This is a genomic window from Candidatus Leptovillus gracilis (assembly GCA_016716065.1).
GTDB classification, from domain to species: Bacteria; Chloroflexota; Anaerolineae; order Promineifilales; family Promineifilaceae; genus Leptovillus; species Leptovillus gracilis.
Genome location: JADJXA010000005.1, coordinates 166,810 through 179,601, shown reverse-complemented (window position 1 = coordinate 179,601; position 12,792 = coordinate 166,810). Strand labels below are relative to the sequence as shown.

Here is a 12,792-nt window from a genome sequence, read left to right as displayed (position 1 = left end):
TTGTGGCCATTAGCCATTGGCTATTGGTAAAAGGATGTGAAAGGTGCTGCCGGGGAGGGTGTCGAAGTCCTGACCGACGCTTTCTACCCAGATACGGCCGTTATGCGCCTGTATAATGCCTCTGGCCAGGGCCAATCCGACGCCCAGGCCGCCACCCAAAAACGACGACTTGCTGCTGGAGTGGTGGTCTATGGAGCCAACAACGTAGAACTTGTCGAAAATGTATGGTTGGTCTGCGGGGGCAATGCCAATGCCGGAATCCTGGATGTTGAGGATGACGGCATCTTCTTGTGCCTGGCCGGAAATGTGGATGGCACGGCTGTCTGGTGTAAATTTGATGGCGTTCTCAACGACGTTGGCGACGGCCGTTTGCAAATGTTCACGGTCACCCTGAATGGGTGGCAGGTTTTCCAGGCTGCTGACGTGAACCTGGAGGTCCCGTTCCAGGCACACAGTCTGTAAGGCGGTCACCACCCCATCTACTACCTCGGCCAGAGAGACGGCTTGTACTGCTAAATCGAGCCGGTTGGTAGCGACACGCGAGATGGCAATAATTTCATCCACCACCTGGGCCAGACGGGCCATGCCCCGGTTTAGTTTATCGGCCGAAGTTAACGGCCGTTGCCAATCCACCCGACCATTCGTATCTTCCTCTTGAAGCTGTCGGAGCTGCATCTCTAACAATTGGGCGTAGCCATTCACAAGGGTGAGGGGTGTGCGTAATTCATGCGAAGCCAGCGTGATAAAATCACTCTTCAAACGATCCAGTCGGTAGAGGCGCTGATTGGTGGCCTCCAATTCCCGCAGCTTGGCTTCTAATTGTGTCACCATATCCTGAGCATGGCGTTCAAGCTGCTGGCAGCGCGCGTCGTCGTTTAGAGTGTGTTGACGGCCGTTTAAGAAAGCCTCCACCTGTCCCGGCAAGAAATCAACGTCAATCGGTTTGGTCAGATACCCGGTGCAGCCGGCGGCCAGGGCCAATTCCCGGCTGTCTGGTGATGCGTTGGCCGTCAGGGCGACGATGGGGATGTTTTCCAGATGAGGCATACTTCGCAGACGGGTGGTAACAGCACGGCCGTCTAAACCGGGCAGGTTGATGTCCATTAACACCAACTGCGGCCGTACAGCGCAGGCCATCGTGACCCCCTCCAGCCCATCGGCCGCCAAAAACACCTCGTAACCCAGCTTGCCCAATACGCGCGACACCAGCCGCTGGCTGTCGTTGTCGTCTTCTATATAAAGCACTCTGGTCATCTTATTCATTGCCGGGCCTTCCGTCTCTGTCCAAAGTCATGACTTCTATTTGTATCGTGTCTTTCTTAATTTGCCCATTACACAAGCCAAACAGCAGCGCGCCTTGCTGCCAATCGTCCTATTTGACACAAATGGTATAATGGCAGTTGAGTTTTGGGATGGTAAATTTTGCAGTAGATCATGCCATCCATCATCAATCTAGCAAATGCAATACACGGAGATTGTTTGTGCCGTTGCCACCCCACCAACTGATTACCACACCAACCGCCTGGCAAGCGTGCCTTGCCGCCCTTCAACAAGAGCCTCGTTTTTCCATTGATCTGGAAGCCAACAGCATGTACGCCTACCGGGAGCGGGTGTGCCTGATTCAGATTTCCATTCCGACGCACGACTATATCATTGATCCGGTGGCTAAACTGGACCTGAGTGGGTTGGGTGAACTGCTGGTGGATACGGCCGTTGAAAAAGTATTCCACGCCGCTGAATATGACCTGATTCTTTTGAAGCGGGAATACAGTTGGGAACTGAATAACCTGTTTGATACGATGTGGGCGGCGCGCATCCTCGGTTACAAACAGTATGGATTAGCCAGCTTATTGACCCAACTGTTCGATGTGCAGTTGGATAAACAGTACCAAAAATCTAACTGGTGTAAACGGCCGTTAACCCCCGCCCAACTCATTTACGCCCAGCACGATACCCATCACCTGCTGCAGCTGCGTGATTTTCTGGGCAGCCAACTGGCAGCCGCCAACCGCCTGACCGAAGCCCAGGAAATCTTCCTGGACCAGACCAGGGTCCAACCCGGCAACCACGACTTTGACCCCGATGGTTTCTGGACCATCCATGGCGTCCATGAACTGGGCGGTGAACAACGCGCCATTCTAAAAGCCCTCACCATTTATCGCGATCAGGAAGCGCAGCGCCGCAACCAACCGCTGTTCAAAGTTTTTTCCGACCGCACCCTGCTGGAAATAGCCCGGCAAAAACCGCGAAATGTCCGTGATTTATCACAGGTGTACGGCATGTCTGCCAGCCAGGTTCAGCGCTATGGCCGAACCCTGCTGCAAATTGTGGCGGAGAATCAGGCTGCCCCGGCGCCACAGCAACCCAAACGGCCGTCGCGTCCGTCTGAAGACATTTTGTGCCGCTACGAAAAATTGCATAACTGGCGCAAACATTGCGCCCAAAAACGGGGCGTGGAATCCGACGTCATTCTCAGCCGCGAGGCGTTGTGGGCGATTGCCCGGCGCAACCCGCGCACACTGGAGGAATTGGCTCAACTGTCGGAGATGGGCCACTGGCGTTGTCAGACTTATGGCAGTGACATTCTTAAACTGCTGACCAATCACAAACAATAAAACCTGTTGGCGTTTCGGGAGGATGTTATGGACATTCAATTTTATGGCGCAGTGCGCACAGTCACCGGTTCGCAGCATCTTGTTACGGTAAACGGCCGTAAAATTCTCCTCGACTGCGGCCTATACCAGGGTTCGCGCCAGGAAAGCTACCGGCGCAACCAACACCTCCCCTACGACGCCAGCAGTGTGGATGTGCTGGTACTCTCCCACGCCCACATAGACCACAGCGGCAACGTGCCTAATCTGGTCAAAAACGGTTTCCGGGGCGATATTGTCTGCACCTACGCCACCCGCGACCTGTGCGCCATCATGCTGCGCGACAGCGCCAAAATCCAAAGCCAGGATCTCGAATACCTGAATAAAAAGCGCGAACGCAAAAACCAGCCGCCCCTCGAACCCTATTATGATCTGGAAGATGTTGTCGAGAGCCTGAGACAATTCATCGGCATTGGCTATGAACGGCGCTACAACCTCTTTCCCGGCGTTAGCCTTACGTTCTATGACGCCGGGCATATCCTCGGCTCGGCCATCGTCGTGTTAGACGTGGAAGATGAAAAAAGTCGGCAAGATGTGCGGCTGGTTTTCAGCGGCGACCTGGGCCGGCCAGACCGCCCCATCTTGCGCGACCCCACCTTTCTGGATCGCGCCGACGTCCTCATCATCGAAAGCACCTACGGCAACCGCCTACACGCTAAACTGGAAGAAGCCAACAACAAACTGGAAAGAATCATCAACGAGACCTATGCTCGTGGCGGCAAAGTCATCGTACCGGCTTTTGCCGTCGGCCGTACCCAAGAGCTGGTGTACCGGCTTCACCAATTGGTCCAATCGCGAGACATCCCGCCCAATTTGCCCATTTACGTAGACAGCCCATTAGCCATAGACGCCACCGGCATCTACCGCTTGCACCCGGAAGCCTATGATGAAGAAATCGCTCAGTTTATGCTCTCTAGTCGGGGCAACGACCCCTTTGGTTTCGATATGATGCGCTACACCCGTTCCACAAGCGAATCCAAAGAGCTGAACTTCTTGCGTGAACCGGCCATCATCATCAGCGCCAGCGGCATGGCCGAAGCTGGTCGCATTTTGCATCACCTGAAAAACAACGTCGAAGACCCGCGCAACACCATCCTCATCGTCGGCTGGCAGGCAGCCAACACACTCGGCCGTCGCTTGGTGGAAAGACAGCCCCAGGTGAAAATATTTGGCGAGGAATACCAGCTTAAAGCGCAAGTCGAGACCATCAACGGCTTCAGCGCCCACGCCGACCGCAAAGAACTGCTCCAGTGGACCGGCCATCTGCAAACGCGCCCTCACCACACCTTCATCGTCCACGGCGAAGAAGAAGCGTCTTTCTCGTTTGCCGCCGCTTTGCAGCAGGAGCAGGGTTTGCCCAACGTTTTTGTGCCTGAATTAGGGCAAGCTTTTTCGTTTTAGCGGCTCCAGGTTCCTGGCGCTCCCCAATGGCCAGGAACCTGGAGATTTACATAGTCCAAGATTCCTATCCCCTTTACGCCGGTAAGTTTGTTATAGTACACCTATGCCCCACCATTCAGGGGGTGATATTTGAATTTACTACCGCAGCAATCTCTGGGTAAAGGGCAGACAAAATGATAATAGACCCGGCTTTAACCCCCGTTTTAAGACAATCCAAACACAACGCTCCTCTTAAAGCTGATGTGGCCGATCTACGGCAGAAACTGTTGGCGCTCAACGTCTGGCCAGAAGCCGGCGATGAATTTTTAGCCCTTTTGCCTGGCTCGCGCTGGCACGCGCCGGCTTTAACCGACGAAGATGCAGAGTGGCTGTTGATTGTGGTTCAGGCTGTGTTAAAGGGTGTGGATATTGGGGCGAATTATCCGGCTTTTTTCCAGAAGCTTATTACCAACCAGAATTTGCGTCAGGCTTTTTTGGACGAATTGCAGATGCGCAGCAATGGGTACAGCGCCAATGGCAATGGGCTGCTGAAACAATAACTGTACTTCTTTGATGAGGATAAAAACGCCGCCATTGGGTTGCAAACTCAATGGCGGCGTTTTGTTTGTCTGGCAGCGGCTGTCAGGCTGGTGGTTAGATCACCGCCATCTCTTTGCCGACGCGCCGGAAGATTTCTAGCGCTTCTTCCAGGTCGGTGGGGCTGTGGGCCGCGGAGTTCATCACGCGGATGCGCGCTTTGCCCTGGGGCACGGTGGGGTAGCCAATAGCCATGGCGAACACGCCTTCTTCAAAGAGGCGGCGGCTGAACGCCTGGGCTAGTTTGGCTTCGCCCAGCATGATGGGCACGATGGGGGTTTGGCTGTGGCCGGTGTCGAAGCCGAAGGATTGCATGGCTTCTTTGAAGAGTTTGGCGTTGGCCCATAGTTTGTCTACCAGGGCGGTGGATTCTTGTAAGACGTTGACGGCTTCCAGGCAGGCGGCGGCGTCGGGCACGGTCATGGCGCTGGAGAAGAGGAACGGCCGTCCCCGCTGTCGCAGCCAATCTATAATCTCTTGTCGCCCGGCGACCAACCCGCCGACTACGCCAAACGCTTTGCTCAGGGTGCCAACTTCTACGTCTACACGGCCGTGCAGCCCAAAATGGTCCACAATGCCCCGCCCACCTTCGCCCAACACACCTTCGCCGTGGGCGTCGTCTACCATCAGTAAGATGTCATACTCGTTGGCTACGTCACAGATTTTGTCCAGCGGGGCGATATCGCCATCCATGCTAAACACGCCGTCGGTGACGATGAGGCGACGGCCGTATTCGGTGGTTGCCTCTATTTTGCGGCGCAAATCGTCCACATCGTTGTGGGCGTAGCGCACCACGTCGGCCCGGCTGAGGCGCGAACCATCAATAATGCTGGCGTGGTTCAATTCGTCGGAAAAAATCACGTCGCCGCGCCCCACCAGCGCTGGCAGGGTGGCGATGTTGGCGGCAAAACCGCTCTGGAAGGTGATGCAGGCGGCGGCTCGTTTAAATTCGGCCAGGCGGCGTTCCAATTCCACATGCCAGGACATGGTTCCGGCAATGCTGCGCACCGCGCCTGGACCGATGCCGTGAGTTTCGATGGCCTGCTGCGCCGCGTGGCGCAGGCGGGGGTGGTTTGCCAGTCCCAGGTAATTGTTGGCGCAGAAGTTGAGCAGGTAACGGCCGTCTATCACCACCCGCGCATCCATCGGCGAGTCTATGGTACGAATCACGTTAAACAAACCGGCCTCTTTTAGCCCGGCTATCTCGTCAGAAATCCAATCGGTTCGGTGGTTACTCATGGTTTCTCCTTTGTGGGTGTGGGAAGTATACGTGATGTTACACGCTCAAGTATAAAACAATGGGCAACGGCCGTTACATGGCCGTCGGAAAATCAAAAAACTTCGCTTCCAGCCCGAAATTTTCCGCTAGATGCTGACCCAGCGCCTGCACACCCACCGTTTCCGTGGCGTAATGGCCGGCGTAAATGACGTTCAGGCCATAATCGGCGGCGGCCCAATAGTTGGCGTGGGAGGTTTCGCCGGTCAGCAGCGTGTCGCAGCCCAGCGCTTTGGCTTCGTGGACTTCATCCGCGCCGAAGCCGGAGATGATGGCGACCTGGGAGACAGTTTGTGGCCCATGGGCCAGCACGCGGGCGGTGGTGGACAACTGCTCTTCGATGGTTTGCACAAATTGGGGCAGGGTGGGTGCGGTTGCTGCCTGTCCCCACACGCCAATCGGCAGTCCCATGGGCGCGCACCACCAGCCATCTATCGTCACATCCAACAGGCGCGCCAGGACCGCGTTGTTTCCCACCTCTGGATGACCATCCAGTGCCAAATGGGCGGCATATAGATGAATGTCGTGTTGCAGCAGCAGCCGCACCCGCCGCCCCAACGGCCCGGCCAGCCGTTCCACCGTGCGCCACAAAATGCCATGATGCACCAGCAGCATATCCGCGCCCCAATCGGCCGCCGCGGCAATCACTGGCGGCGCAGTATCCACCGACAGCGCAATTTTGCGGATCACTTCGCCGCTGGCTTCTACCTGCAAACCCTGAGGCCCGTAGTCTTTAAATTCAGCCAGACGCAAATAAGCATCCAGGTAAGAGAGCAAATCGTTTCTTAACATATGAGTTAACCATCTCTTAACGAATTTTTAACTCAAGCCCACAAGCTGTGGGATTGACGCCTCTTTTTATCCCATGTATACTGCTTGCGTCATGAGTAAAGAGGAACTTTTGCACGAGCCGGTGCTCTTGCTCAATGTGAACTTTGAACCCCTACACGTCTGCAACACAAAACGAGCGCTGGCGTTAGTCTTGGCTGGCAAAGCGGAAATTATCTTAAACGGCCGTGGTTATTTACGCACCAGCACGGCCGAGTTTGAAATCCCCTCTGTTATTAAACTGAGCGCCATGATCAGGCGTCCGCGGCCACGTATTGCCTTGTCTAAGCGGGAAATCTTGCGGCGCGATAATTATACCTGCCAATATTGCGGCCGAAAGTCGCGCCATCTGACCATTGATCATGTTGTGCCGCGCCATTTGGGGGGGCCGCACTCGTGGGATAATCTGGTTGCCGCCTGTCCAGCCTGTAATCGTCAGAAGGGAGGGAAACTGACGGATGAAATCAGCATGACGCTGCATCGTCAGCCAACGGAGCCGACGCCAACGGCCGTTTACCGTTTTGGTTCTCATCTGGAAACCCATCAGGAATGGGCCGCGTTCATTGAAGGCTGGTAGGCTGATGGGTTGAGGCGACCGCCTGCGCTTTAGCGATGATCTCGTCTAGCCCGGCGTCTATGATGTCTGCCAGTTCAGTTACCATAGATTCATAAGCGTTTCGGGAACGGCCGTAGGGGTCGCTGATGCTGTAGCGTTTGCCCGTCATCTCGCTTATCAAATAAATCTTGTGCGCGGCTCCGGGGAATTCAATGCGCAGCGCCTCCGCGTGCCCCGTTTCCATACAAAGCACCAGATCAGCCGCCTTCAAATGCTGCCCACCAACCATTTCTGATTGATGGTCAGAAATATCTAACCCACGCACGGCCGTCAATTCCACACTATAACGCGACGCGCTTTGCTTCTCCTGCGCCCACGTCCCCGCCGAACGTACCACCCAATCTGTCAGTCCTCGTTTCTGCAAGCGGTCCCGCAGCAAAGCCGCCGCCACCGGCGAGCGACAGATATTTGCCGTACAAACAACCAAAATATGCGCCATGACATCCACAACAAACAAAGCTCCCTCATTCCCTATAAAGAATGAGGGAGCTTTGCTTACATCTTCAACTTAGTCTAGTTCCGGCTGCAACATGCCATAGTTGCCATCCCGGCGCCGGTAAAGCACGTTAATAGCCTCCACTTCCGCATTAAAGAAAACAAAGAAATCATGCCCCAGCAACTCCATTTGCTCAATCGCCTCTTCAGTAGCCATCGGCTGCAGCGCAAATCGCTTATAGCGCACAATCGTCTGTTCGGCAGAATCCTCTTCTTCCTCCACCGGCAAAGGTTCACCTACCCATTGCTCTTCACTGCCGGTACCGCGCCAACGCCGCTGCCGCTTACCACGATACCGTTTGATTTGCTGGTACAGCTTATCTACTACGGAATCAATAGCGGCAAAAATATCGCTGCTGCGTTCTTCAGCCCGCAAGATCGTGCCACGATCATCACGAACCGTAATCTGAGCCACCTGCCGCTCTACGGCGCTGCGTGTGTTTTCGGTACTGAGATCCACCTGGATTTCGGTTAGATTGGGCATATACCGGTCTAACCGTTCCGTTTTCTTCTCCACATAATTCTCAAGCCTTTGTGTAACCTCTAAGTTGTGACTATGTATTGAAACGTCTACCATCTCAGTCTCTCCTCGAATTGAATGTAGGAATTATTATCCCACTACTATATGGCCCGTGCCACACAATAAGCTGATACGTTGTTGGCTCCAGCAGTTAACAACACTTCCGCCGCTGCGGCCAATGTGGACCCCGTTGTGCAAACGTCGTCCACCAACAATATATCCTTGCCGGCTGCCGCACCGTCTTGCACAGCAAAAGCGTCCTGGACATTGGACTTCCTGGCCGCCGCGTCCAGACCCACTTGCGGTGGTGTGGCGCGCACACGTTGCAAGCTGTGGACATCATACGGCAGCCCCAGGTGTTGGCAGAATCGTTTCACGATAAGCTCGGATTGGTTGTACCCGCGTTTCTTCTGCCGCTGGGGGTGCAGCGGTACAGGCATCACCAGCCCGACCGGGCACTGCCACCTTGACCAACCCGTCACCATCATGTCAGCCAGAGGATCTGCCAGAGCAAATGCGCCATTGTATTTCATTTGATGAATAACGTGGGGGATGATGCCCTGGAAAACAACGGCCGCGCGAATTTGCTTTAAAGGCAGAGGCTCTCGTTGGCACACAATACAAAGCGAGGTTGGTTTTTCCAGGATACGTCCACAAGCCGGACATATGGGTTCTACTACCCACGGGACAGTAGTCTGGCACTCTTCGCACAGAAGCGCACCCACCTTTTGGCAGTTGGCGCAAACAGGCGGCAAGACGAAGCTAAAAAACTGATGCGTCAGATTCCTGACCTGCCCAAGCCAGGATGAAGGCGACATTTCGAAGTCTCCAGTAAGCAATGATTCGCCTGTAAATAAATGGCGGGGTTATGGCAAACAGGCCGCAACCCTGCAAATTGCCAAGAGCCTACGAGTCGTAAACCGAAGTCCGTATGCCGCTTTCTGTTGACAGTTGCCAGAGGCGCCGCCCTACGGGATACGGATTACCGAATACGGGTACTACGTAATTAACCGGTCAAACCTTTTAGTGCGTCACTGCGGGCAACCTGAATACCTGCTGGTCCCAACAAAACAATAAAGATGGACGGGAAGATCAGAAATACCAATGGGAAGGTCATTTTAACCGGCGCTTGTTGGGCGCGTTCTTCGGCGCGTTGGCGGCGGCGCACGCGCATTTGTTCCGATTGAATGCGCAGTACCTTGCCTATGCCCACCCCCAGTTGTTCGGCTTGTAAAATGGCGGCGATAAAGCTGGTTACATCTGGCACATCTGTGCGGTCAGACATATCCTTCATTGCCTGTCTTCGAGATTTACCTAATTGCATCTCATAGATAACTCGGCCAAATTCATCAGAAAGGGGATCGTCCCATTTTTCGCTTACCTTTTGCATGGCGGCGTTGAAGGTCAGACCGGCATCCACACAAATGGTCATCAAATCCAGAGCGTCGGGCAGTTTCTTAAGGATTGCTTGTTTGCGCCGGTCTACCATAGAACGGAGGAACATGGCGGGTAAATAATTGCCCAGAGCTGCGCCACCCAGGCCATAGAGCAGCCGCTTGCTTGGTTCGGCGCCGTTGCGGGTCATCATTCCGAAAATGAGAAGGCCCAACACCACAGTGGTCACGCCGCGTATAATCCAAAACTCGGCGGCAGACATATTGCGCGGATTACCGGCCAGTTCTAACTGTCGGGCCGTGCGATCTAACGTTGTTTGTGGCGTGAAGCGCACGACAAAATCGCTGATTTTCCTGACAATGGGTACAAAGATGCGGTCTGTAATCGGCATTGAGAGTTCGATGTCTTCGATGGAAACCACTTCTTCCCGGGAAGCAAACTCATCAATGCGCGCCGCCAAGGGGTCTTCTTCGGCGCGACGAAGCAGCAGCACGCTGCCGCCAATGATGGCTATAGCCACAACAGCAATGAAGAATAATAATATTAAAGACATCGCTTTTCTCCGCTATTCAGATGTTTTCCAGATCGCGACTGCGCCGGGAAAGCTCATCTGTCCAGGTGACATCTGGTCAGGCCAGTGTCAAACCTCAATATTCACAATTTTACGGATGGCAAGCATACCCAGAAACATCATAAAAAGGCCAGCGCCAATAACTACCCATCCGCAGGGGAGGTAGGGTTGCAGCACCCAGGGCTTGTCTTTTTCCCAGAGTTGGGCCATGTATTCGCCATTGATGGCGTATAAAACGCCGGATAGACCGAGGGGCAGCAGCCCGACGACCCAGCCAGAGATACGCCCTTGGGCGGTGAGGGTGCGGATTTCACCTTTAATGCGCACGCGCTCGCGGATGGTGAAGCTAATGGTGTCTAAGATTTCGGCCAGGTTGCCACCAACTTCTCGTTGAATGTTAACGGCCGTAATAATCAAATCCAAATCCTCGCTGGGCACACGCCGATACATGTTCGCCAACGCTTCTTCCAACCCCAAACCTAGACGAACTTCCTGAACCACCCGCTCAAATTCACGAGAGATAGGCGGCGGCAGCTCCGTGGCAATCGCTTCCATGCCTTGCAACACACTGTAACCGGAACGCAGCGCGTTTACCCATAAATTCAATGTATCGCTAAGCTGACCGTCAAAAGCGCGCATCCGCTTGCTGGCGGAAAAAGAAATATAATACTTCGGCAATTGCAAACCCACCAATGCGCCTATCAGCGCAAGCGGAAACGAACGATTCATAATCAAATAGGTCGCAATGCCTACACCCACCGCACTGAGAAAAACAAGCCCAATATATTCGGTCACCCTCAGCTTGATGTCTGCTTTAGCAATGCGTTCCTTTGTCGGCGCAAAAAAACCACGCCCAGACAGCGCTGAATCCAAACGATCCGCCAGATCATCCCCCCTATCTGACTCGATCTCTTCGGCAACATTTACCACGTCTGTGACGCCAACGAACTGTTCTAACCGTTTATCTACATTGCCGCGGCTGCCGCCGGCCACCAGGGCAATGCCCGCGCCGAACACAATCAACAGAGACGCAGCCGCTAAGACGATCAATAGTAAGGGAGGCATAATCTATACTCCTTATTGGGTTACCGCCTGCTGCGCGCGCCAATCCCAAAAATAGATGGCGGCAGCATGATACCCGATTCCTGCAGCTTCCACATGAACTTTGGCCGCAGCCCAGTCGGGCGTAAGCGGCCAATCACTTTGCCGTCTTCAATACTGCTTTGCTCAAACCGGAAGATTTCCGAGGTAGTAATAACATCGCCTTCCATGCCCTGGATTTCACTGATAGACATGACCTTCCGTGTTCCGTCTCTCAAGCGATCCTGGTGAACGACCAAATTAATCGCTGAGGCGATTTGCTCCCGGATGGCCCGATGCGGTAAATCCATACCAGCCATCAACACCATGGTTTCCAGGCGCGACAACATATCGCGGGTGCTGTTGGCATGGCCCGTTGTCATGCTGCCATCGTGGCCGGTGTTCATGGCTTGCAACATGTCCAATGCTTCGCCGCCACGAACCTCTCCTACGATAATGCGGTCCGGGCGCATACGCAGCGAGTTGATCACCAAGTCTTGAATTGTCACCGCTCCACGTCCTTCCACGTTGGCCGCGCGTGATTCCAGGGTGACGACGTGTTCCTGACGCAGCTGTAATTCAGCCGCGTTTTCTATCGTCACAATGCGCTCTCCATCGGGGATGAAACTAGATAGGATGTTGAGCAGCGTGGTCTTTCCTGAGCCTGTACCACCGGAAACAAACACGTTTAGTCTAGAGATTACACAGGCTTTCAAGAATTCAACAGCTTCGGGGGTAATGCTGCCAAACTCGATGAGGTTTTCTACGGTAAAAGGAATTTTGGAGAACACGCGAATTGTGAGCGAGGCTCCGTTTAGCGAAATAGGCGGCACAACGGCATTCACGCGGGAACCGTCGGGCAGGCGGGCGTCCACCATTGGCGAACCTTCATCAATACGCCGGCCCAAGGGGGCTACGATGCGGTCAATAATTCGCAGCAGATGGTCGTTGTCTTCAAAGGTAACATTGGTTCGCTGTAATTTACCACCCGACTCGATATAGACATGCTCTGGGCCATTCACCATGATTTCGGTGATCCCGTCCGTTTGCAAGAATTGTTCCAATGGTCCGTATCCCAAAATCTCGGCCACAATGGATTCAAATAAGCGACGCTTCTCGTTGCGGGTGAGGACGATGCTTTCTTCTTCAAGCATGGTCTCAAACATTTCCCGGATGGTGCCGCGCACTTCGGCAGTCTTGGTAATGTCCATACCGGGGTCGAGTTCGGAGATGAGCTTCTGTTGAATCCGATTCTTCAGGTCTACGTAAGCGTCTCGTGAACCAACGGCCGGGGACGAGCGTTTCACCCGTAGTTCTTGTAATTTAGACGACTGCGCTTCTGTTGGCGCAGGCTGCTGCTGGTTTTGTTCAATTCGTTTTAAG

At 54.2% G+C, this 12,792-nt stretch carries 13 protein-coding genes; 4 read left to right on the top strand and 9 right to left on the bottom strand.

The features are described 5' to 3' along the window. Positions 1-9: 9 nt before the first annotated feature. A complete protein-coding gene (locus tag IPM39_15520; GenBank protein ID MBK8987461.1) occupies positions 10-1,263 on the bottom strand; it encodes a response regulator in 1,254 nt (417 codons plus the stop codon). Positions 1,264-1,481: 218 nt separating this feature from the next. Here IPM39_15520 and IPM39_15515 point away from each other — a divergent pair, with 218 nt between their 5' ends. The 3 genes from IPM39_15515 (at position 1,482) to IPM39_15505 (ending at position 4,591) form a co-directional block, all read left to right on the top strand. Then, positions 1,482-2,615, top strand: a complete 1,134-nt coding sequence (locus tag IPM39_15515; protein MBK8987460.1) for a ribonuclease D — start codon at positions 1,482-1,484, stop codon at positions 2,613-2,615. A 27-nt stretch (positions 2,616-2,642) separates the two neighbouring features. Continuing rightward, positions 2,643-4,052, top strand: coding sequence for an MBL fold metallo-hydrolase (locus IPM39_15510; protein MBK8987459.1), 1,410 nt, complete (start codon positions 2,643-2,645; stop codon positions 4,050-4,052). Between the two features lie 242 nt (positions 4,053-4,294). Next, positions 4,295-4,591, top strand: coding sequence for a hypothetical protein (locus IPM39_15505; protein MBK8987458.1), 297 nt, complete (start codon positions 4,295-4,297; stop codon positions 4,589-4,591). A 94-nt stretch (positions 4,592-4,685) separates the two neighbouring features. Here the strand turns inward: IPM39_15505 and IPM39_15500 are convergent, their stop codons facing one another. Together IPM39_15500 and IPM39_15495 are read right to left on the bottom strand one after the other, a co-directional pair. Next, the gene (locus IPM39_15500; protein MBK8987457.1) at positions 4,686-5,867 is read right to left on the bottom strand and encodes a glycine C-acetyltransferase; all 1,182 of its coding nucleotides are present in this window, start codon (positions 5,865-5,867) and stop codon (positions 4,686-4,688) included. A gap of 73 nt (positions 5,868-5,940) precedes the next feature. Then, positions 5,941-6,696, bottom strand: coding sequence for a Nif3-like dinuclear metal center hexameric protein (locus tag IPM39_15495; GenBank protein MBK8987456.1), 756 nt, complete (start codon positions 6,694-6,696; stop codon positions 5,941-5,943). 109 nt (positions 6,697-6,805) lie between these two features. On the opposite strand from IPM39_15495, the gene IPM39_15490 reads away from it, so the two are divergent. After that, entirely contained in the window at positions 6,806-7,309 is a 504-nt protein-coding gene (locus tag IPM39_15490; protein ID MBK8987455.1) for an HNH endonuclease, read from the top strand. Here IPM39_15490 and IPM39_15485 read toward each other — a convergent pair. The 6 genes from IPM39_15485 to IPM39_15460 form a co-directional block, all read right to left on the bottom strand. Next, the gene (locus tag IPM39_15485; protein MBK8987454.1) at positions 7,293-7,805 is read right to left on the bottom strand and encodes a hypothetical protein; all 513 of its coding nucleotides are present in this window, start codon (positions 7,803-7,805) and stop codon (positions 7,293-7,295) included. The genes IPM39_15490 and IPM39_15485 overlap by 17 nt on opposite strands. A 51-nt stretch (positions 7,806-7,856) precedes the next feature. Then, positions 7,857-8,420 carry a ribosome-associated translation inhibitor RaiA gene (gene raiA, locus IPM39_15480; protein MBK8987453.1) on the bottom strand — a complete coding sequence of 188 codons (564 nt, stop codon included), beginning with the start codon at positions 8,418-8,420 and terminating at the stop codon, positions 7,857-7,859. Between the two features lie 44 nt (positions 8,421-8,464). Then, positions 8,465-8,980, bottom strand: coding sequence for a ComF family protein (locus IPM39_15475; GenBank protein ID MBK8987452.1), 516 nt, complete (start codon positions 8,978-8,980; stop codon positions 8,465-8,467). Between the two features lie 389 nt (positions 8,981-9,369). Continuing rightward, complete coding sequence (locus IPM39_15470; GenBank protein MBK8987451.1) at positions 9,370-10,311, bottom strand: type II secretion system F family protein; 942 nt, start codon at positions 10,309-10,311, stop codon at positions 9,370-9,372. 87 nt (positions 10,312-10,398) lie between these two features. Then, positions 10,399-11,394: a type II secretion system F family protein gene (locus IPM39_15465; protein ID MBK8987450.1), complete on the bottom strand. Its 996-nt coding sequence runs from the start codon at positions 11,392-11,394 to the stop codon at positions 10,399-10,401. Positions 11,395-11,414: 20 nt separating this feature from the next. Beyond that, complete coding sequence (locus tag IPM39_15460) at positions 11,415-12,620, bottom strand: CpaF family protein (protein ID MBK8987449.1); 1,206 nt, start codon at positions 12,618-12,620, stop codon at positions 11,415-11,417. Positions 12,621-12,792: the final 172 nt, after the last annotated feature.

Coding starts and splice junctions, on each gene's coding strand:
- IPM39_15470 (MBK8987451.1), bottom strand. CDS start 10,311: ATGTCTTTAATATTATTATTCTTCATTGCTGTTGTGGCTATAGCCATC.
- IPM39_15460 (MBK8987449.1), bottom strand. CDS start 12,620: ATGGACATTACCAAGACTGCCGAAGTGCGCGGCACCATCCGGGAAATG.
- raiA (MBK8987453.1), bottom strand. CDS start 8,420: ATGGTAGACGTTTCAATACATAGTCACAACTTAGAGGTTACACAAAGG.
- IPM39_15495 (MBK8987456.1), bottom strand. CDS start 6,696: ATGTTAAGAAACGATTTGCTCTCTTACCTGGATGCTTATTTGCGTCTG.
- IPM39_15510 (MBK8987459.1), top strand. CDS start 2,643: ATGGACATTCAATTTTATGGCGCAGTGCGCACAGTCACCGGTTCGCAG.
- IPM39_15520 (MBK8987461.1), bottom strand. CDS start 1,263: ATGAATAAGATGACCAGAGTGCTTTATATAGAAGACGACAACGACAGC.
- IPM39_15500 (MBK8987457.1), bottom strand. CDS start 5,867: ATGAGTAACCACCGAACCGATTGGATTTCTGACGAGATAGCCGGGCTA.
- IPM39_15465 (MBK8987450.1), bottom strand. CDS start 11,394: ATGCCTCCCTTACTATTGATCGTCTTAGCGGCTGCGTCTCTGTTGATT.